Raw genomic sequence first — 21,301 nt, forward strand, 5'->3', positions numbered from 1 at the left:
GGCGTCGCCGGCCATCACGATAGGGACGTCCCTGTGACTAGCCACTGACAGGAGAAAGCTCAAGAATTACACAATTTTCTATCTAGGGTGTGGTTCCGGTCTATAAATACTGCCAACGGTGTACTCTCGAGATATGACTGAACGCGACGACATCCTCCTCCGTCTCGAAGGCGCAGGAATACTCAACGGCATTCGCTGGGCTTATCGTTCGGCTGCACGCCAGGTCTCAGAAGATTTCTCTGAAGAGTCGGGACACACCGCAGGCTGGGTCGGTAATACGCGGTACGTACTGTTCCGCGACAGACTGGACCGGGTTTTTTCTTGCGGACGATACGTACTTAACGAGGATGTCCATTCGGGCGAAGGGCGAGACATAGTGTTTGCATCCCTGACGCAGAATGAAATCGAAACCCTACCGCTCATCGACCCAAATCTCGTCCAGCGTTCAAACTTGAATCACAGTATCGGATGGTCGTTCAGCGGCATGCGCTGGCTCCTAGCATCGGGTCCATATGGGAAGCTCGATGCCATTCGCTGGGACAGAAGGAGCCATACTAAGAGGATAGTTGCGCAGCAACGGAACGCAGATCCAAATCAGGCTTCTCTGTTCGAAGTTCTTTCGGAAGACTCGACGCCAGAGTGGATCGATGCCGTCACTACACCGCACTTGGCTGATCTAGACCAGTTGACCCTTGTCGTCGGCCACTCGCAGGACATTATGACCTGGCGGACCGAGATGGGAATCGGCATCCCGCGTCTGGCACGAGATGGATCAGCTTGGAACTGGTACGAAAATCTTCTTACCACGCCACCCACCAAGGGAGGCGTTCGCCAGACACAGCCATTCAACCCAACTGGTGACGATAACCTTAGCGAACCAGACGCTCCCGTCAAGCTGCGACGTAAAGCTGGTGGGACAGAACTCCGGACTGCGGAAGAAAATTAAGCTCCAAATGAATAACGCAATAGATATTTCCAGGCGCGCGGCGGACGCCGCGATGTTCTTTGACGGCTCTCGCTTGACTCTGGCGCGCAACCTTGCCGGATGGCGGAAAAGTGCCTTAGCCAACGCCATCACAATGAGTCCGGCGGCTGTCAGCTCTTGGGAAACGGGTGAGAAGCGCCCGAGTCCAGCTGCCGTCGCCCAACTCGCCTTGGCGCTGCAAATAGACCCAGAGTTCTTTTCCACCCGCCCCGGAACTCCAGCGGTATTGCAAACCGTTCCCCACTTCCGTTCCCTCCGCTCTACCACCCAGATAGTTCGAGATCAGGCTGATGCTTACGGGCGCCTTGCAATCGATGTCGCCTCAGCCTTGGAATTACGTGTAGAATTTCCCTCTCCAAATATTCCAACGTGTCACGTAGATGAGACAACCCTTGAGGGAAACGGGCCCGAACGGGCCGCGCGCTATGTCCGGCGAGAGTGGCAGCTCCCCGACGGACCAATTCGGAACATGGTCAGGCTTCTCGAGAACAACGGTGTACTGGTTGTTTTCAGTCCTGAACAAGCCGCCACTGTCGACGCTTACTCATTCTCCACCGCCGCGCGATCAGCGGTAGTCTTAAACCCTGTTAAACAGGATTATTATCGTCAACGATTCGACGCAGCCCATGAGTTGGGGCATTTAGTCATGCATGGTGACGCTGAACCTGGCGGTCGCATTGTAGAGGAACAAGCCAACAGATTCGCTGCCGAACTTCTGGCGCCTGCAGACGAAATCCGAGATCAGCTTCCGGACGTTCTAAACGCTGCCTCTTGGAGAACCTTGGGACGTTTGAAGGAGGAATGGCGGATAAGTCTTCAGGCGCTTCTCTTCCGTTCTCGTCAGCTCGGGCGATTGTCAGACGTTTCATACCGAAATGCCATGATGACGGTCTCAGCACGAGGATGGAGACGTGCTGAACCAGGCTTGGTATCAGTCATAGAAACTCCCTCTCTACTACCGAGGGCCATGGAACTGCTTAGAGATGAAGGTATTGACGAGGCTACTCTGACCCGTGAGTGCGGAGTGCCTGCCCATCTTTTCCGCGTTATGACTTCGCGGACTCCAGAACTGAAGCAAATACATTCTGAGGGATCGAAAGAGGACGATGAGATGGGAGTTAAATCCCACAAAGCCCAAGTGGTCTCTTTGCTTCACCGTCGGCCCACAGTTTGAGGTCACCACTCAATGCCAGCCGGCAACCATTCGGTCACCTCTTTCTTAGGGGTCTTCGTGGCGAGGAGGATCATAAGTGTCGAAACGGGGGAGAGCTCTGATGGGTAAATCTCGCCTAACTGTCATGTTGTGCACCCTATAACTTCAGCCCAATCCCTCGAAGCCATGCGTAAATCTATCGACAGTGTAATCAATGTCCAATGACTCCATGAATATTATGCAAGGATACAATTGTGATACCAGAGAATTACGAGCTTGAGCAGCAGATCAGCAACTCTCAATCTGCTCAGGTCTGGCTTGCGCGAGACTCATCAGACGCTCCGGTCGTTCTTAAGTTAGGCGCAAATAATTCCAGGGGTTGCACGACGCTTTAAGCGAGAAATTGAGTCAATGCGGACTGCAGCGGGTGTCCATGTAATGCCGATCTTGGACTATGACGAGTCCTATAGTTGGTATTCCATGCCCGTTGCAGTTCGCACATTGCGCGAAACGTCAGTGCCGACTTCCTTTGAAGATTGCTTGCTCGTTTTAGAGGCAATCACCGCAGCGCTCCAGCCAGTTCATTCCCGAGGACAGGTGCACCGCGATCTGAAGCCTGAAAACGTTTTGTGGCTGGAGGACAGCTATGCCGCACGATGGGTTGTCGCTGATTTCGGTATTGTTCGAAATTCGATTGGATTCACCACCCAGCAACTGACTCACGCCAACGGATTGACTGGGAGCGAAGGTTGGGCTGCACCTGAGCAGCATCATGATGCTCATGAATCAAAAACCGCAGCGGACGTCTACGGTGCAGGCGCCATCTTGTCGTGGATGCTGACGGGATCTCGACCGTCATTCGGCCACGTCGTGTTTCCTAGTCAACCACGCCTGAAAGCAGTGCTGCGACGAGCGACAAACCCAGATCCGGACAGCCGCTACTCGACCCTTGACGACTTCCTGGATGCGTTCAAGCATGCAGCTAGTACGATCACGACTAGCCTTGAAGCCCTCGTCGGAGAGAAAGACTGGTCACGCGTCGGCTCTTACATCGTCGGACAGCCCTCGCAACTCCCCCGAGCCGTAAAAGTCCTTCCCCGGCTAATGCAGTCAGAGGTGCATGACTGGTTCGTGACTGACCGCGTCGGACTTATCTCGGCCATAAGCCAAGCGTGTGATGACCTGAGTGAGGATATCCGTGAGCTTCCATACAGCGACATAGATATGTTTTTGTCTTGGGGAGTTATTACACTCCGCATTTTGGTCAACGCGGGGGAATTTGAGGCCGCTGAACGGACCGCCACTGCACTATTCGGTGCGACGGCTACGATCGGCCAGTTCCAACCAGCGCGAACGATTCTTGACTGGCTGAGTACCTTGGACCACCCAGCGCAGCAAGCCATGGAAAGTGCCTTGCATGGCGCGTCGGCATGGGATTTTTTCCAGCGGCAGGCACGTGACCGATGGCGGTCCAATAACGAAAATGATTTGATGCTGCGCCTACGGGAAGAGTGAAGCAGGGTTTTCGGGCTTTCTCATTCCCCCCGGGAACACTCGACGTTAACACTTGCTGTCGGTAACCATATCGGATGCGGTTGGGCGGTTCACCTAACACCATTATAGACCAGCATTGTCATGGAATTCGATTGCTCAGCTATCCCAGCGTAGCGGTTATCCTTTATAATCAGACACCTGCCGGACCTTTCTCGGCCCCTTGATTAATCGCCACCTCAGCAATAAGCAGAGAGTCAGCTGCCTCATGCAAAATGACACTGCTGTTGACCTCGCTACGTGGCGTGCCCCTGGCCGCGACGCACCCCTCCCCACTCAGCTAAAATCAGACAGGCCCGTTTTACCCCTTCGTTCCGGGCGGAAAGCGCAGCATGTCCTTCACAGAAAACGCCGTAGCCCGCTGGGCGGAGCTGCAGCGGCTACAGGCCTCGCCCGGCTGGAAACTCACCAACGCGAACCCCTGGGTCCTAGCCCTGTTCCGCGAGGCCTTCACGCGCACCCGCCCGCGCATCCCCCTGGACGAATTCCATAGCCTCACCGATTCTTTCCTGCACCAGCTTCGGCTCAACGGGCAGAGCCTGCGCGAAGACTGGACCGGCAAGAACTACGCCGATGACTGGGTGGCACGCCGCTTCTTGGCCCGCCCCCGCGCCGACGGACGCTTCGTCTACGAACTCACCGAACCCGCCGTCCGGTTCCTCTCCTATCTGGACGGCTTCACCGGCGACACCACCAGCCTCAACTCCTCCCGCCTGAACACCCTGCTCTCCAGCGTGGAAACCCTGGCGCACGAATCCAATCCGGACCCCGAAGCACGCATCGCCGTCCTCGAAGAAGAGATCGCCCGCCGCGAAGACCTCATCCGGTCCCTCCGCGCCGGCGACGCTCCCCCACCGCTGGACGACGACACCGCCGTCGAAGCTGCCCGCGACATCCTGGACCTCGCCGCCGCCCTGCCCGCAGACTTCAAGCGCATGCGCGACGGCCTCGAGAAAATGCTGCACACCCTGCGCCAAGAAATGGTCGAATCGCAGGCATCCAAGGGCCTGACCATGGGCGAAATCCTCGAGGCGGACAAGCGCCTGCGCAGCACCAGCGAAGGCCGCACCTATGAAGGCTTCACCGCCTTCCTGAACGACGCCGACCAGCAGGGACGCTTCCGGCACGCCATCGCGCAGGTTCTGGAACGCGACTTTGCCGACGCCATGACCCCCGGCGACCGGCAGGCCCTGTACCGGATGATCAGCGACATGCGCGAACAGGCCGCCGAAATCCAGCGGATCTACGGCCGGCTCTCCGAATCCCTGCACACCTACGTCCAGAGCGACGAGTACCGGGAATCGGTCCAGCTGCGCAAACTCATCCGCGCCGCCGAAACCGCCATCCACAAGTCACCTCGCGGACGCCGCCGCGCCGCCGTCGTCCCCGCACCCCGGCTCTACGCATCCGCGTTCGAATCGCTCAGCATGGTCCGCACCTACGACCCCGCCGAGCACGCCGCACCGCGGAAGCTGCCCGCACCGCCGTCGTTCACCGAAGCGGACATCCACCGCGCCGCCCGCACCCCCAAGGCCGACCGCCGCGTCCTGCGCGACGCAATCACCCGGGCCGGCAGCCGCCGCGGCCGCGCCACCGTCGCGGAAATCTTCGCCGAACTGCCCGCCGAACACCGCCACCTCAACAGCATCCGCGCGCTCCTCGCCTCCGCCGCCCCCACCGGGGACAGCAACGGAACAACGACGACGACGGCAGCAAGCGAAACCATCCCGTTCCTCCAGATCGACGGCAGCTCCCGCACCGCAGTGCTGCCCGTCCTCACCGTCGCCGAAAGCCAGTCATGACCGAAAACCCCACCGCCGAAGACTTCGAAAACGATGACCTGGACGAGCTAGAGGAATACCCCCAGCCCGCCCGCGACGTCCTGATCGACGGCCCGGAACTGTTCCCCGGCGACACCGGCACCCTGCCGCTGAAGCTGCGCCAGGCCCTGATCCGGCTGCTGCGCGGACCGTACCTGGACGCCAACTCCTCCGACAACGTGTACAACACCGTGGTGGATAACCAGGAGCAGCTGCGCGTGCGGCTGAGCGAACTGTTCCTGGAACTGGTCGTGGACGAGGACCACAAGGTCGCCCTGCTGCGCCCGGTGGAAATGGCCGAACCGCACACCACCGCCCTGCAGCGCCAGCGCGAAATGACCCGCGAGGAAACCCTGCTGCTGCTGCGCATGCGCCTGGTCCTGGACCGCCACTCGGGCACCGGCAACGAGGCCACCATCGCCCGGCAGGACATTCTCGACGTCCTGGAGCAGTACGTGGACCCGCAGGCGCACGACGCCAAGGGCGTGGAAGACCTGGCCGACGCCGCCATCCGCAAACTCGTCGCCGAACGCCGCCTGCTGCTGCCCACCGAGCTGGACGACGTCTGGGTGATCTCCAACGCGCTGCCGCTGGCCCTGCCGTACGAGCACATCGGCGACATCATCACCTACATGAACTCGCTGACCGAGGCCCCGGCGGAGCCGGACACGGCTGACGAAGCGCCCGCCGAAGAAGCCGTTGAAGACGCGGTCACTGAAACAGAGCACGACGGCGAGGAGCCGGCATGAGCATCGAAACCACCCTTCCCATGGGGGACCTGATCAACCCCGGCCAGAACCGGCTCTCCCGCATCCAGATCGTGAACTGGGGAACGTTCGACGGCGCGCACACCATCCACGTGGACCGCGCCGGCACACTGCTCACCGGCGACTCCGGCGTCGGCAAGTCCACCATCTTCGACGCGATCCTGCAGGTCATGGACGCCCGCCCCAAGATGAACGAAGCAGCGCAGAACAACGGCGGCACCGCCGCCGAGGAAAAGCGCACCGCGTTCTCCTACATGCGCGGCCGGCTCGGCACCCAGGGCATGGAAGCCGGCGACGGCACCGCCTACCAGCGCCCCGGCGCCACCTGGTCCGCCGTCTGCCTCACCTTCGACAACGGCCTGGGCCAAATCACCAGCCTGTCCGTGCTCATGGACCTGCCCGCGACCGGCACCGAACACCACGTCGGCCGGTTCTACGCCGTGCACAACCGTCCACTGGACATTCCCTCCCTCGAAACCGGCATGCGCGGCCGGTTCACCAAGGGTGCCCTGGAATCCCTGCTCCCCGGTGCGCAGATCTTCGATTCGCACAAACTCTTCGCCGAGCGGTACCGCACCGCCCTGGGTGTGGAGGACGAGAAGGCGTTCGGCCTGCTGCGCATCCTGCAGACCGGCAAGGGCCTGGGCGGCACGGTCAACGACTTCTTCCGCAACCACGTCCTGGACACCCCTAAGACCCTCACCGCCGCCGACGAGGCTGTGGAGGACTTCAGCCACCTGCGCAGCATCCGCCGCCAGCTCGAACGCGCCCGCCAGCAGCGCGACCACCTGGCCAACGTCCCGGACCAGCACCGCCTGTTCCTCACCACGAAGGCCGAACTGGACCGGGTCCGCGCCCTCACCGCCGACGGGCTGCCCGCCTACCGCCGCCGTCTGGCGCTGGCCAGCCACGAACGCGACGTCGAGCGCCTCACCTCCGCCGCCGCCACCGGCCGCGAAGCGCTGAAGGCCGCGGAGAAGCAGCGCACCAAGCTGAAGAAGCAGGTCGCCGAGCTCACCGCCCGCTACACGCAGGAGGGCGGCGGCGCGATCGCCACCCTGGAACGCGAAGTCGCCGCCGCGCAGGCGCAGCTTGTTTCCCGTGAAACCGTCGAGAACGCGTTCCGCGCCGACCTGCGCGCCGCCGGCATCGACACGGACCTCTCCCCCGCCGGGCTGGTCACCGCCCGCAGCCGCGCCAATGAGCTGATCAAGACCCTGAACGCCGACGTCGACGCCGCCCGGGAGCGCAGCTCCGACGCGCACGGCGAAGCGTGGGCCCTGAAGGGTTCCATCGCGAAGCTTGAAACCGAGATCGCGTCCTTCCGCCGCCGGCGCAGCAACATCCGCCCGGAAAGCCTGGAACAGCGCGCCCGGATCTGCGAAGCGACCGGCATCGACGAGGCCGAGATGCCCTTCGCCGGCGAACTGATCGACGTTCCGGCCGAACACGCCCAGTGGCGTGCCGCCGCCGAACGGGTGCTCCGCCCGCTCTCCACCGCCCTGCTGGTCCCCGGCGAGCACATGGCCGCCGTCACCCGCTACCTCAGCGAAACCAACCTGCGCGGCTTCCTGCGCTGCATCGACGTCAGCATTCCCGTGGACGGCCCGTCCGAGCCGGGACCGCGGGACCTGATCACCAAGCTCAGCACCTACGACTCCGCCATGGGCGACTGGGTGGCCCGGAAGATCACCGCGCACTACGACTTCGAGTGCGTCGAGAATCCGGACGAGCTCGCCAGGGTGTCCCGCGGCGTCAGCCTAGGCGGTGCCGTGAAGCGCAACTCCTCCACCACGGAGAAGGACGACCGGCACACCAAGGCCTCGGACAACGTGCTGGGCTTCGACAACAAGGACAAGATCGCCGCCCTCGCCGCGGAGCTGCTGGCCCTGCGCGCCAGCTTCGAAGAGGCCGACGTCGTCTCCCGCAAGCACGCCTCGGAGCAGGACGACCTGATCCGCCGGCTGGCCACCGTCCGCAAGGTCGCCGCGGACACCCGCGAATTCGAGGAGATCAGCGCCGAGGAGCACCGCGCCGCGGTGACCGCCGCCGTCGAACGCCTTGAATCCGCGCGCGACGCCAATGCGGACCTGGAGCAAATCCGCTTCGAACTGGATACCGCGGAGCTGGACCTCACTGCCGCGACCGAGAAGATCGGTGTGCTCAAGGGCGATCTGGCCCGGCTCGAGGCCGAGCTCGCCGCCGCCACCGAACGCCGGGACACGCTGGCCGGCCGCGGCCCGGATGCCCTGGCCGATGACCTGCGCGCCCAGCTCGATGAGCTGTTCGCCCCCTTCGGCGAGATCACCGACGTCGTGCACCTGAACGACGCCGCCGGGCAGGTGGAGCGGAACCTGCTCACCGAGGCCGCGCGGCTGGATAAGACGCTGCTGGAAACCCGCACCCGGCTGGAGCGCACCTTCGAGACGTACAGCGACAAGTGGGGCTCGGACTTCGGCACGGGCGTGGACTCGGCCGAGGAGTACGTGCGCCGGTACGAGGACATTGTCACCGAGGGCCTGCCACAGCACGAGTCGGAGTTCCGCGAATACTTCAACAACCGCACCTACGAGCGCTTCAGCGACCTGCTGCAGCTGCTCGACGAGGAACGCCGCAGCATCTCCGCGCGCCTGCTGCCGCTGAACTCCGTGCTGCGCCGCGTGCCGTACCACGTGGACAGCCACCTGGAGATCGAGGTCAAGACCACCGTCCCGGACGACGCGCACAAGTTCCGCACCGAACTGAAGAACGCCCTTCCGATGATGGGCGTGCGGCAGGACAAGGCGGACATGGACGCCCGGTACGCCGCGCTCGAGGGTCTGGTGGAGAAGCTAAAGGATCCGCAGGAGCGCCGCTGGCGCGCCGAGGTCCTCGACGTCCGCGCGCACGTGACCATCACCTGCACCAACAAGCTCGCGAACGGGCAGTCGTTCACCAACCTGCAGGCGTCTCTCATGTCCGGCGGCGAAGGTCAGCGCTTCACGGCGTTCATCATGGCGTCGGCGCTGGCGTACCAGCTGGGTATCGTGTCCCAGGGCTTCAGCACCTACGGCACGGTGATGATGGATGAGGCGTTCGTGAAGTCGTCGCTGTCCTTCGCCGAGGCGTCCATCAACGCACTGCACGAGTTCGGCTTCCAGCTGCTGCTCGCAGCCCCGGAAGACAAGGTGGACCTGTCCCGGTTCCTGGGGTCGGTCACGGAGATCCTGCGCGACGACGCCGCCAACCGGTCGGGCACGCTGGAGCGGGTTCCGGTGGGGTCTTCTGGCGCTGGTGGGTCGCGGGCTGTGGATATTCTGCTGCGTTAGCTGGCCTTGGCTTTGCGCGCGGTCAGAGCGCTTCGTAACTCTGGCCGTGCGGTCCGGTGAAGGCTTGGGGAACACCGTCCAGGGACAGGACCAGCCGTCCTTCCGCGCTGCGGGGAAGTTGCTTGTTGACGGCGGGCAGGGCGGCTTCTCCTTCATTGCTGATCCAGACGACGTCCAGTCCCTGCACCAAATCGACGAACCGCTGCCGGTGGTCCGGGTCGAGGTACGGCAACACCGCACTGTGGAAGACGACAACGGTCGCGTCCTTCGGCGCCTTGTCCACCAGCTGCGGGAGCGCCCCCACGATGTCGCCCCGGACCAGGGGCGGCGGGTCTTCGGCGGCAATCTTCGCCACCGCCCGAAGCCGGTCGCGGCGTTCCTGGTGTTCAGGCCAGACCAGGGTCTCCAGCCAGGCCATGTCCTCCGGGTCTTGGATATCCAAAGGGTTCAGGTCGATCCCGGCCCGCCACACGACGTCGGGCAGGCGTTCCGGGACTTCGGCGTCCGTCAGGGCACAGGTTAGTTCCACGCTACTCGGCCCATCCACCGGATGGATGAACTGGTCCCCCGCATCGGTCCGGTAGCGGTAGCTGTACCGGTCGGGATAGAGACAGAATCCGGCGGAAGCCCCGGCTTCGATCAGTGCTACCGGTCCTTCGATCCGGCTGAGCAGCGGCAGCAGGACTGCGCACCGGCCCGCTTCATTGGTCTGGGTCATCCGTGACTGGATGATGGGTTCGACGGCGGACCACCGGCCCAGCAGCCACTCCCGGAACTCCGGATACCGGGCCAGCGGAGCACCTGCCAGGCGTGCTGCGGCGAAGACCAGGTTCGGCTGTCGCTTGGGCTTCGGAAGCGAATCGATCAAGGTCAGGACCGCGTCATCGTCTGCAATTGAAGCCGCCCACTCTTCATAGAGCGGCGAGACGCCCCGCGCTTCAACTGCCGCGAACCGCTCATAGCCTGCTGCTGTGGGTGATGTCATGGCCCCACCCTAGGGGAATCGATCCAGTGCGCCAGCACGCCCGGCCCGTGCCGCCGTCGTCATCCTGTGACGCAATAACGTCGTTCCGGAGGGCGCAACAGCATCCTGTGTCGCAATATCGTCGCTCTGAAAAGCTGGAAGCGACGTTATTGCAGCACAGGATTTCCGGAGGAGGGTCTAAACAGCGTTATTGCGACACAGGATGCCCGCCGCAGTTCCCAGCCGTCGCCCTACCGCCCATACGATTTCGACGCTACCCTGAGACGTAAGGATCGTTAGGAGCAGCCATGAGCGTGTCCCACCAACGGGAAACCGAAACCGTACCGGTCCGGGTGCTGGGCCACCTGAAACCGGACGTCGCCTCCGTGCTGGCAGATTCCGGAATTCCCGCTGATGAACTGACCCATCTGGTGACGCAGTGGGTCGCCCGCCGGAACCTTGCCCCGGCCATGGAGGCAGCCCAGACGCCGGTCTCCCCGCAGCTGGCCCGCAGTCTCCAGGCGCGGGAGAACTGGCTGCGCGACGTCGAATCCGAATTCGGCACCTACAGCCGCCAGGAGGTCGCGCAGCTGCGTGGGGCCAAGGGCACCAACCGGTCCATGGCCGGAGACCTGAAGAACAGCGGCCAAATCATCACCTACCGGCGCGGCAACTCGGACCGCATCCCGGCATTCCAGTTCACCGAGACCGGCGGCCAGATCCGCTCCGTGATGCCCCCGCTCATCCGGATGGCCCGCGAAAGCGGGTGGGAAGACCTGGATGTGCTGGCCTGGCTGACCAACCCAAACACGTACTTCCCCGGAGGAACCCGGCCCGTGGACCACCTTGACGACGTGGAACTCGTCCTGGCCGCGGCGTCGGACGCATTCGAAGCGCAGTGACCACCACGCCCGATCCGCCGGCCCCTTTCTCGCCGCTGACCGTCTCCGTGCCGGAAGGTACGCTTCTGTTTCGCTGCCACAGCGCTGCCTATCGGGCGGGCGAAGCCAATCCCGGGCCTCAGGGAGCAGGACGGTTCAACTTCTTCGGCACTCCCAGCGTGCCGGTCCTGTACTTTGCGCAGACCCCGGAAACCGCACTTTGCCAAACCCTCCTGCGCTACACCCCAACCGGGTCCCCCACCCGGCTGCCCGCAGGGGCCTACCGCGGGAGGGTTCTGTCCGAGGTGAGAATCGAACGCGGGCTGACGCTGGCCCTGTTCCACAGTGAGGGACTCCGGAGGTTCGGGCTTCAATCCAACCAGCTGACTGACACGCCGCCGGCGAATTACCCGCAGACACGCAGCTGGGCTGCCGCAGCCCACACGGCAGGGCTGGACGGTGCGCTCTGGATGAGCCACCAGCTCAACGGCAACCAGGCCTGCGTGGTCTTCGGGGACAGGGTTTCCGAATCCGCGCTGTCTACAGCAAGCCAGCTGGCCCTCGACAGTCCTGCCGGCTTCGAGTGGCTGGTAGATACCTGTGCACCGATGAAGGTGGATGTGCTGCCTGCGTTCTAGCGGGCACCCCACCCTGCCGCCTCCCAGCCGGCAGGCCCATACTGGGACGATGGGCAAGCTTCTTGAATCCTGGCGCCGCCAGCTGGTCGGCACGTTCAGCAACAACTCGGAGACCATCCCGGAATGGGAGCTCGAGCTCGCCAACGGCACCGACCGCGGTTACTACGGACCGGGATCCGCAGTGTGGGCGGTCCACGGGTCGATGACCACGATCATCGCCGGCATCCGGGCCCTGCTGCTGCAGGCACTGCACCCCGGCGCGATGGCCGGCGTCCGCGACTACTCCAACTACAAGGAAGACCCGCTCGGCCGTCTGGCCGGAACCATCCGCTGGATCTTCACCGTTACCTACGGGGATACGACGGCGGCACGCGGCGCGTCGAACTGGGTGCTGCGCCTGCATGAACGGGTTCAAGGCACCTACGAGGATGCTTCCGGAACTGTCCGCCCCTATTCCGCGAACGACCCCGAACTGGCCCGCTGGGTACATCTCGCTTTCACCGATGCGTTCCTGACCTCCCACATCGAGTTCGGCGACCCCATCCCGGGCGGACCGGACCAGTACGTCGCCGAGTGGGCGACTGCGGGTGAACTGATGCAGATCGACAACCCGCCGAAGGACCTGGCCGGGCTGCGCAAGCAAATGGCCGCCTTCGACCCCGAACTGCGCTCCAGCCCGACCGTCGAGGAAGTGGTGAGGTTCCTGCGCCGCCCTCCCCTGCCCCGCAACCAGATGATCGGCTACCGAGTCCTCTTCGCCGGCGCCGTCGCCTCCCTTGAACCGCGGCACCGCGAAATGCTCGGCCTACGCGAGCCGCATCTTGGCCCGTTCAAGCTGCCGGTGCAGGGTCCGGTCAAACTGGTCCTGCGGGTGATCCGGTTTGGGCTCGGGGATATGGGTCCGTCTGAACGGTCCGCCCGCGAGCGCATCGCCCGCCTGGACGCGGAAACGGACGAAGACCGCCGTCCCAGCTGATTCCCCGGCCCACGTTCAGCGGCTGCCTAGCCGAGTTCGGGCCCATCATCTTCAGGTGCCGCCGACCCGAGCGAGGCCAGATACTGCGAGCGCCCCGATAACGCCGTCGGGCAGGGCCCTTTGCCGGCGCCTGGCAAACCTTCGGGGAGATACCGTCGTTTAGCCCGCCTTCATCGCAACCCTCGGTCAGATCACGTCCCTTTCAGCGCTTCAAAGCAGCGTTATCTCACCGAAGGTTTCTGGGAAACGCCTCGAAGCAGCGTTATCTCCCCGAAGGTTGAATGCACCCCCGGACTCCGGTTTCCAACTCGGGGCATCCAACCTTGAAGCACCCCGACGGCACGGCACAGTAACCCCGGCCACAACCCCGCTGGACCAAGATCACGCAGCAACCCGCTTCCCGGCCCCTGCACGCCGGTGGAAACATTAAAGGGACAGCAACTGCAATCAGTACCTCGCGCGCCCCGATCTGCGCGCCTCCTCAACCCAGGAAAGGAACTATGCGCAGGGTTGTACCCTCACTAGTCATTGCCGGGCTGCTGGTTAGCGGCGGAATCGTTTCCTGCGGCACCTCCGCAGAATCCCCCGCGGAGTCCCCCTCAGCATCAACCTCCGCCAGTGCCTCCGCGGAATTCTCAATCCCGGCAGATCAGCAGGACAAGCTGGTGCCCTCGGATGCCCGGACCATCAGCAACCCGGAGGATCCGCAGGCCACACTGGTCCTCTTCACCGATTACCAGTGCCCCTACTGCGCCATGATGGACACCCTGATCCAGCAGGCCAAGGCCGACTACGGCGATCAGGTCAAGATCGTGGTGCGGAACTACCCGCTGCCCAAGCACCAGAACGCGGAGCCGTCCGCCCGCGCCGTGGAAGCCGCCGCCGAACAGGGTGCCATGGAGCAGATGGCCGCCAAGGTCTTTGAGCACCAGCAGGACTGGAAGACCGAGTCCAACGTCGACGACATCTTCGCCGGCTACGCCGAAGAGCTCGGCCTGAACATGGACCAGTTCGAGTCCGACTACAACTCGGACGCCATCAAGGACCGGGTGGCCCGGGACCTGCAGGACGCCCAGGACCTCCAGATCCAGCACACCCCCACGCTGCTCCTGGACGGTAAGGAAGTCCAGCTTTCGACCGGCGCCTACAGCGAGATCAAGGAACCGCTCGACGCCGCCCTGGGCCGCTAACAGCCTTCACCGAGATTACAGAAACTGCACGTTAGAGGCCCTCTATCGTGCAGTTTCTGTAATCTCGCGGAGGGGGTAAGGCCTAAACCCGCCCGAACGCCACCACGCAGTTCTGCCCGCCGAACCCAAACGCGTTCGTCACGGCATACTGCACGTCCTGTTCCCGGGCAGTGTTGGGCACATAGTCGAGGTCGCACTCCGGATCCGGGGTCGTGTAGTTGATCGTCGGCGGAACCACGCCCTCAACGATCGACATGGCACACAGCAGCGACGCCAGCGTTCCGGCGGCTCCAATCAGGTGCCCGGTCATCGACTTCGGGGCCGTCACCGCCAGGGACCCGGCATGCTCGCCGAACACGGAGTGCAGCGCAAACGTTTCCGTCCGGTCATTGGCCTTCGTTGACGTGCCGTGCGCGCAGACCAGATCCACAGCTGCCGGGTCCAGCCGGGCCTGCGACAGGGTCCGCGAAATCGCCTCGGCCGCATACTTTCCGCTCGGCTCCGGCGCCACAATGTGGAACGCGTCGGACGTCATCGCCCCACCCAGCACCTCAGCGTAAACCCTCGCCCCGCGGGCCCGGGCATGCTCCAGCGTCTCCATCACGCACACCACGGCACCTTCGCCGAACACAAAACCGTCCCTCTCGGCGTCGAACGGGCGCGATGCCTCCTGCGGCACGTCATTGCTCCGCGACAGACCGCGCATGGTGGTCAGACCCGCGAACATCACCGGCGTGATCGCGGCATCGGTACCCCCGGCCAGTACGACGTCGGCGTCCCCCGCCAGCAGCGTGCGCCGCGCCTCCAGCAGGGCGTGCGTTCCGCTGGCGCAGGCGAGCGCACTGGCATTCACCGGACCATGCACAGCGAGGTCGATCGCGACCTCACACGCGGGCATGTTGGTGAGCGACGACGCCACAAAACTCGGGCTGACCGGCCGGATCCCCTCGGCGTCGAACAGCCTCGTGGCATCCTGGATTTCCGGATAGCCCGAGACCGCGCTGTTGATAATGACGGCGGCGTCGGTTCCCTCCAAGGAATCCCCCAGTCCGGCGTCGGCCGCTGCTTCCCGGGCCGCCGCAACGGCCAGCTGCGACGCCCGCGAAGACCTGTTGATCCGTTTCACCGGCAGCCAGGCCGCGGGATCGAAACCCTTCACCTCCGCCGCGATCCGGGTGGGGAACTCGGAAGCGTCGAAGGCGGTGATCCGGTCCACGCCGGACTTGCCTTCCTTGAGCGCTTCCCAGGTCAGCGGCCAGGACCCGCCGAGCGGAGTCTGCGCCCCCATCCCGGTGATGACCACCCGCCGCTGCGCATCCATGCCGCTCCTCACTCCCTCGCCACCGCAGCGCCGGGAGCAATCAGCCGCCCCGCGCCCAGATCCTCCACAGCTGTCTCGGCCAGCTTGAAGTGCATCTTCTTCCCCGTGGCCGTCAGCGGCACCGAGTCCACGAACCGGTAGGCGCGCGGGCGTTTATAGTCGGCCAGCCCGGGATGGGCCAGGCAGAATTCCTCCAGCGCATCCGCCGTCGCATCCTCGCCGCGCGGCACCACATAGGCCACCACCCGCTGGCCCCACTGCGGATCCGGCACGCCCACCACCACTGAATCCAGCACCTCGGGATGTTCCGCGAGCACGCCCTCGACCTGCACGGGGTGGATGTTCTCGCCGCCGGAAATGATCATGTCGTCCTTGCGGCCCAGGATGGTCACAAAGCCGTCTTCGTCCCAGGTGGCCATGTCCCCGGGATACAGCCAGCCCTCGAAGAACTTCTCCTCCTCCACACCCGGCAGATTCACGTAGCTGTACCCGGCCTTCGGCGAGCGCATGATCACTTCCCCGGCCTCCGTACCGTCCTGAGCAGCCAGCTCATCCGGCCGTCCGCGCCGGTCCGGGAAGACCTTGACGACGGCGACGTCGTCATCCGTGCAGGACCGCCCCGCGGTGCCGGCCCGGGCGGGCAAATCCTCCGGGCGCAGGAACGTGTTCCAGAAGGCTTCGGTGGTGCCGTACCCGTTGAAGATCCGCGGGGTCAGCAGCTCCTGGTACCGCAGCGCCGCCGCGCGGTCCAGCGGCGCGCCCATGGTCACGATGCCCTTGAGCGTGGAGATGTCCCGCGGTTGTTTCTCCTGCTCCGCGGCGATCATCTCCAGCGTGGTGGGCGCACCGATCAGGAACGTCAGACCGTACTCCCCCACCCAGTCGAGCACTGTGGAGGGATTGAAGCTGCGCAGCGGCACTACTCCTGCACCGATGTAGAAGGACGGATTCGGACCGCCCGAGTGCAGGCCGCCGCGGTGGAACCAGGGGGTCATGTTGAGGGTCCGGTCCTGCGGGCTGAGCGGGAAGTGCATGATCACGTCGTGCGCGCTCATCAGTTCCGCCAGCGACGGCAGGGACACTCCCTTGGGCATGCCGGTTGTCCCGGAAGTGTAGAGCCTGGTGGACTCGTCGTAACCGGAGTAGTTCGCAGGCAGGTCCGGGACCTCCCCTGACGCCCCCTGCAGCGCGGCGTCGAAGTTTTCCCAGCCCTGCGGCAGGTCGGCCTCCCCCACCACCAAGACGTGCGGTGAGGCGCCGGCAAGCTCAAGCGCCTGCGCCGCGGAGGCCGCGCACTCGGCGTCGACAATAAACACGGACGGCTCGCTGTCCCGCAGGATATGGGCGGTTTCCCCCGGCGCGAGCCGGTAGTTGATCGGCACGCTGATTGCGCCCAGCCGGTGGGTGGCCAAATAGAGCAGGGCAAACTCGACGCCGTTGAAGAGCTGGTACATCACCCGGTCCCCGGCGCCCACACCGCGTTCGGCCAGCAGCGCCGCGGAGCGGTCGACGTCGGCGCCCAGCTGGGCGTAGGTCCACTGGCGTCCGGTGGGCGGATCGATCATGGCGACGGCACTGCCGTAGCGGGTGACGTTGCGCCGGAACCCGGCGCCGTAGGTCATCTGGGATTCGAAGTAGTCCTTGAACCGCCCTGCGTCGTATGGCATGGGGTCCTGTCCTTTCGTCAGTCTTCCGTTCGCGGCCGCCGTGGACGCTCGGGAAGCGCTACCGGGGGTGTGGTGTCGCTGAAGAACGGCGGGGCAATCACTGAGAGCCCGCCGTCGACGGCCAGGGACTGTCCGGTGATGTACTCCGCGCCCGGGGAGAGCAGGAAGTCCACGGTGGCAGCCATTTCATCCACAGTTCCGGGACGGCGCTTGGGGATCCGGGAAATCACACTGTCCATCGGCGCCATGCCCTCCATCGTGTAGAAGTACTCGAGCGAATCGGAGTCGATGAGCCCGCCGTTCACGGCGTTGACGTTGATCCCGTAGCCGGCGAACTCCACGGCCATAAACCGGACAAAGGACTCCACTGCTGCTTTGTAGGAGCCCAGCGCCGCGTAGGTGGGGAAGGCCCGCACGCTGCCGTAGCTGGTCAGCGCCACGATCCTGCCGCCGTCGTCCATCAGCTTGACTGCTTCCTGTGCGCCGAGCACGAACGGCCGCACGTTCACCGCGTAGGCGCGGTCCAGGTGGTGGGGCTTGAGGTCCACCACCTTCTTGAAGGCCGCTGCAGCGGCGTTGTTCACAAAGAAATCCAGCCGCCCGTATTCCGCGGCGGCAGCGTCAAACAGCCGGAGGATGTCCTCGGGGTCCTCGATGTCAGCCTGCACCGCCAGGCCGCCGCCGCCCAGCCGCTGCAGCTCTGCCACGGTTTCCTTGGCCAGGTCCGCGTTCTTCCGGTAGCCGACCACCACCTGCGCGCCCTGCGCGGCAAGGCGTTCGGCCACACGCCGGCCGATGCCGCGGGACGCACCGGTGACCAGGGCGATCCTGCCGTCGTACTGGCGGCCCTGTACGCGCTGGGGCTGGTCTGCAGGCTGTTCCACGGGCAACCTTCCGCACCGTGAACCCGGCGCCGGCGTCTCGATTTCGGGCTATGGCCCCCGGACGGGAGTTCGGGGGCCGGGCGGGGACGCACGACGCCGCTGCTCCCGGCGATTTGGCAGGTCCCCTTGGTCCGTAAATCGTTATCCCGCGCCGGAGCTGCGTCAAGGGTGCACGGTACGTAATGAAGTTGGCGGCGGTGCAACGCGTCAGTACCGTAACTAAAACCAATATTGAAATATTGGTTTTAGGAGACTACCCGAGGAGCCCGCATGGCAATCGTCCGCAACATCGCCCAGGTTGAAGAGTCCGAGAAGACAGTGGAGCCGCTCGCCCTGCCGCTGGCCGACCCGCTGGGCGCGGACATCGAGACCAAGACCTACAACCTGTTCTCCACCGAAGAGGAAACGATCCACGCGGGCACATGGGAAACCGCCGTTGGCCTGTCCCAGTGGAACTTCTCCGACGGCGGCGAAGTCATCTACGTCCTCGGCGGCCGCATGACTGTCCAGCGCGACGGCGAAGAGCCCAAGGAAGTCGGGCCGGGCGACCTGGCAATCTTCCCCAAGGGCTGGACCGGCACCTGGAACGTGACCGAGGCGCTGTCCAAGGTCTACGTCATGTACAGCTGAACCGAGGAAACCGGAGCGGGGGAGGTATCCGAACCTCCCCCGCTTTCTGCTGTCAGGACAGTTCTTCGCCCCAGATCTGTTCCCCGGCCACGAAGGACGCCACCGAGCGGGTGGACTCAATGACCTCCAGCTCCCCGCCGAACGGGTCCTGGTTCAGCACGGCAAAGTCCGCATACTTGCCCGGTGTGAGGGAGCCGAGCCGGGTCTCCATCCGCCCGGCGTAGGCGGAGAACTCAGTGTAGGTGCGCACGCCGTCCGCCACGGTGACGGCCTCGCTCATCGGTTCCACCCGCTCTCCGGCGTTGTTGATGCGGTGCACCATGGCCGCAATGCCCCACCACGGGTTGGCCGCCCGGGGCTGCGTGCCGGCGGTGTCCGAGTTGCCCGGCGGACGGTGACCGCGCTCAATGAGCGTGCGGTAAGGGAAGGCGCTGGCGGGACGGTACGTGTGTTCGAAGTCCTCGGAATGGAACTTGAGGAAGGCCGCCGTCGGCACCGCGAGGATGCCGGAGTCCTCGAACCGCTCGAACAGCTGCTGGTCGCTCCAATGGCAGAACACGTGCTCGATCCGCGGCCGGACGCTGCTGCCGGGCACCCGCCGTACAGCTTCCTCCACGGCGTCGATGGCAAGGTACTGGGCATGCACACCCAGGGCATGGATCCACGGCTGGACCCCGTGGCGCAGGGCGAGGGTCAGGGCGTCGGCGAGCTCCGGGAAGTTGTGCGTCGGCACGCCCCACATCCGCGGATGATCCAGGTCCCGGGTGACCTTGTAGGCCGCGGAGCCGTCCCCGTCCAGGAAAAACTTCACCCCGCCCAGCCAGAGCCGGTCATTGCCAAAGCCGCTCATCAGGCCAAAGCGCTGCCACGCATCCACGCTGTCGACCAGGGGCTGCAGGCCTGGAGCCACCGTGGGGTTCAGCGAAATCCGCGGCAGCAGCCGGCCCTGGGACTGCAGCAGCTGGAAGCCTCGCATGCCCTGGGAGCTGTAGGGAATCTCGTAAATGCTGGTGACGCCGAACGGCAGGAACCGCTCACGGATCTCACGTTCCAGGAAGTCCGCGGTGCTCTCCGCATCCGGCCACGGTACGGGCAGCAGATGGTAGCCCTCCTCCACGGGTCCGGTGGCCCGGCCGTGTTCGTCTCGGACCACGCGCACGCCCGGCGGCGTGGTGTAGTTCTCCGCCAGCCCCGAGGCCTGCAGGGCCTGGCTGTTGAGGATCTGCAGGTGCGCCGTCACGCGCACCACCACCGGCCGGCCCGGTGCCGCGGCGTCCAGCTGCGCGAGGGTGGGAGCTTCCTGCCGCGGGGTGGCCTGCACCACGATCCAGCCGGTGGCTGCCTTCGCAGCCTCCGCCTCCACCTTCGTCAGCAGCGCTTCCAGCGGATCCTCGCGGGTATCGAGCCAGTAATAGTCCGCCAGCGCCGCCGCCTCCACATGGGTATGCGCGTCGATCAGGCCCGGGATGACGGTGGCGCCCTGCAGGTCGACGACGGCGCCGGCGCCGGTCCGCAGCTCGCGGGCCTCAGCCTCGTCCGCCGCAACGGCGGAGATGCGGCCGCCCGACACCCGGAACCCGGAGGCCTGCGGCCGCTCCGGATCCATGGTCCGGACCCGGCCGTTGATGTACGTGATGGTCTCTGGCTGCATGGCGCTCCCGGAATCAAAGTAATATTTAGGTATTAGTTTTAGTGTTGGAACCAACCGCGCCGCAAGCAGTCGGACCCCCGGGGCCGTACAGTCGAATGCAGGAATCGGCGGAAGAACCGGGAGAGGGCGGGCAGTGGCGCGCAATAAGGACGAGAAGAAACGGCGCATCCTGACGGCCACCCTGGAGTGCATTTCCAGGCACGGCTATGAGGCCACCCGGCTGCGTGACGTCAGCGAAGCCTCGGGCGCTTCCATCGGCGTCATCCAGCACTATTTCGGCACCCGGGAGCAGCTGCTCGGTGAAGCCCTGGCCTACGCCAGCGGCCAGCTGATGGAGCATTTCACCTCCCTTGAGGAGGGGCAGCTCACCCCGTGGGAACAGCTCCGGGGGATGATCAGCGTGGTCTGCGGAATGCCGGATCTGCAGGGCCGCGGCCTGCTCTGGCTGGAAATGTCCAGCCTGGTCCGCCGCCATCCGGAGCTCCGCGAACGGCTGGACAGCGTGTACTTCCTATGGGACGCGAAGGTGCGGGCCGCCCTGCACCGCGGAGCTGCCGACGGCAGCCTGGACATCGAGGATCCGGAGGCGGTGGATGACCTGGTGGCGGTCTTCCTCGCTTTCTTTGACGGCTACGAATACGAGATTGCATCCACGCTGGTTCCGGCCGATCCGCAGACCCTGGAACGCCGCGCGGTGCTCCTGGCGGAACGGCTTTTCCGCCCCCGCGAGCTCTAGGTCCAGCGGTTACGGATACGTTAAAGATTTTTTCTTTCTTTACGAATTGTTGACTGGATTTCAGTCTGCGTGTGAGTATTCGTTGTGTTCACGTGCTGTCCATCACAGATTCGTAGAAGAACCTTAGGGTCGTTGCGAGAAGCAGGCAGCACACCGCTCCCCACCCAGGAGGCCATCGA

General features: G+C 64.5%; 17 protein-coding genes. 12 read left to right on the forward strand and 5 right to left on the reverse strand.

Features of this window, described 5'->3' with window-relative positions; translation table 11 throughout:
• The first annotated feature begins 133 nt into the window (after positions 1–133).
• From TVC13_RS05710 to TVC13_RS05735, 6 genes are all read left to right on the forward strand, one after another.
• The gene (locus TVC13_RS05710; protein WP_422400262.1) at positions 134–946 is read left to right on the forward strand and encodes a hypothetical protein; all 813 of its coding nucleotides are present in this window, start codon (positions 134–136) and stop codon (positions 944–946) included.
• A gap of 7 nt (positions 947–953) precedes the next feature.
• On the forward strand, positions 954–2,159 hold the full coding sequence (locus TVC13_RS05715; protein WP_422400263.1) for an XRE family transcriptional regulator: 1,206 nt from the start codon (positions 954–956) through the stop codon (positions 2,157–2,159).
• A gap of 381 nt (positions 2,160–2,540) precedes the next feature.
• The gene (locus tag TVC13_RS05720) at positions 2,541–3,653 is read left to right on the forward strand and encodes a protein kinase domain-containing protein (RefSeq protein ID WP_422400279.1); all 1,113 of its coding nucleotides are present in this window, start codon (positions 2,541–2,543) and stop codon (positions 3,651–3,653) included.
• 368 nt (positions 3,654–4,021) lie between these two features.
• Positions 4,022–5,491 carry a DUF3375 domain-containing protein gene (locus TVC13_RS05725; RefSeq protein ID WP_422400264.1) on the forward strand — a complete coding sequence of 490 codons (1,470 nt, stop codon included), beginning with the start codon at positions 4,022–4,024 and terminating at the stop codon, positions 5,489–5,491.
• Positions 5,488–6,258: a DUF4194 domain-containing protein gene (locus tag TVC13_RS05730; RefSeq protein WP_422400265.1), complete on the forward strand. Its 771-nt coding sequence runs from the start codon at positions 5,488–5,490 to the stop codon at positions 6,256–6,258. Before TVC13_RS05725 ends, TVC13_RS05730 begins: the two co-directional genes overlap by 4 nt.
• Positions 6,255–9,584 (forward strand): ATP-binding protein, encoded by a 3,330-nt coding sequence (locus TVC13_RS05735; protein ID WP_422400266.1) that lies wholly within the window; start codon positions 6,255–6,257, stop codon positions 9,582–9,584. Before TVC13_RS05730 ends, TVC13_RS05735 begins: the two co-directional genes overlap by 4 nt.
• 22 nt (positions 9,585–9,606) lie before the next feature.
• On the opposite strand, the gene TVC13_RS05740 is transcribed toward TVC13_RS05735, so the two are convergent.
• Complete coding sequence (locus TVC13_RS05740) at positions 9,607–10,569, reverse strand: DUF2332 domain-containing protein (RefSeq protein ID WP_422400267.1); 963 nt, start codon at positions 10,567–10,569, stop codon at positions 9,607–9,609.
• A gap of 287 nt (positions 10,570–10,856) precedes the next feature.
• On the opposite strand from TVC13_RS05740, the gene TVC13_RS05745 reads away from it, so the two are divergent.
• The 4 genes from TVC13_RS05745 to TVC13_RS05760 all read left to right on the forward strand — a co-directional run bounded on the left by TVC13_RS05745 (position 10,857) and on the right by TVC13_RS05760 (position 14,233).
• On the forward strand, positions 10,857–11,450 hold the full coding sequence (locus TVC13_RS05745; protein ID WP_422400268.1) for a hypothetical protein: 594 nt from the start codon (positions 10,857–10,859) through the stop codon (positions 11,448–11,450).
• Positions 11,447–12,067, forward strand: a complete 621-nt coding sequence (locus tag TVC13_RS05750; protein WP_422400269.1) for an RES family NAD+ phosphorylase — start codon at positions 11,447–11,449, stop codon at positions 12,065–12,067. Before TVC13_RS05745 ends, TVC13_RS05750 begins: the two co-directional genes overlap by 4 nt.
• Positions 12,068–12,116: 49 nt before the next feature.
• A complete protein-coding gene (locus TVC13_RS05755; protein WP_422400270.1) occupies positions 12,117–13,043 on the forward strand; it encodes an oxygenase MpaB family protein in 927 nt (308 codons plus the stop codon).
• Between the two features lie 500 nt (positions 13,044–13,543).
• Positions 13,544–14,233: a DsbA family protein gene (locus TVC13_RS05760; protein ID WP_422400271.1), complete on the forward strand. Its 690-nt coding sequence runs from the start codon at positions 13,544–13,546 to the stop codon at positions 14,231–14,233.
• 82 nt (positions 14,234–14,315) lie between these two features.
• Here TVC13_RS05760 and TVC13_RS05765 read toward each other — a convergent pair whose 3' ends face one another.
• The 3 genes from TVC13_RS05765 to TVC13_RS05775 are packed head-to-tail and all read right to left on the reverse strand — an operon-like array spanning position 14,316 to position 18,105.
• Positions 14,316–15,554, reverse strand: coding sequence for a beta-ketoacyl-[acyl-carrier-protein] synthase family protein (locus tag TVC13_RS05765; protein WP_422400272.1), 1,239 nt, complete (start codon positions 15,552–15,554; stop codon positions 14,316–14,318).
• Between the two features lie 8 nt (positions 15,555–15,562).
• The gene (locus TVC13_RS05770; protein ID WP_422400273.1) at positions 15,563–17,221 is read right to left on the reverse strand and encodes a class I adenylate-forming enzyme family protein; all 1,659 of its coding nucleotides are present in this window, start codon (positions 17,219–17,221) and stop codon (positions 15,563–15,565) included.
• Between the two features lie 17 nt (positions 17,222–17,238).
• Entirely contained in the window at positions 17,239–18,105 is an 867-nt protein-coding gene (locus TVC13_RS05775; protein WP_422400274.1) for an SDR family oxidoreductase, read from the reverse strand.
• A gap of 270 nt (positions 18,106–18,375) precedes the next feature.
• Here TVC13_RS05775 and TVC13_RS05780 point away from each other — a divergent pair, with 270 nt between their 5' ends.
• Positions 18,376–18,735: a cupin domain-containing protein gene (locus tag TVC13_RS05780; RefSeq protein WP_422400275.1), complete on the forward strand. Its 360-nt coding sequence runs from the start codon at positions 18,376–18,378 to the stop codon at positions 18,733–18,735.
• Between the two features lie 52 nt (positions 18,736–18,787).
• Here TVC13_RS05780 and TVC13_RS05785 read toward each other — a convergent pair whose 3' ends face one another.
• A complete protein-coding gene (locus tag TVC13_RS05785) occupies positions 18,788–20,386 on the reverse strand; it encodes an amidohydrolase (RefSeq protein ID WP_422400276.1) in 1,599 nt (532 codons plus the stop codon).
• A gap of 133 nt (positions 20,387–20,519) precedes the next feature.
• On the opposite strand from TVC13_RS05785, the gene TVC13_RS05790 reads away from it, so the two are divergent.
• Positions 20,520–21,122, forward strand: a complete 603-nt coding sequence (locus tag TVC13_RS05790; protein ID WP_422400277.1) for a TetR/AcrR family transcriptional regulator — start codon at positions 20,520–20,522, stop codon at positions 21,120–21,122.
• The last annotated feature ends 179 nt before the right edge of the window (positions 21,123–21,301 follow it).

The organism is Arthrobacter sp. 3Tela_A (genome assembly GCF_049311025.1).
In the GTDB taxonomy this organism is placed as follows: Bacteria; Actinomycetota; Actinomycetes; order Actinomycetales; family Micrococcaceae; genus Arthrobacter_B.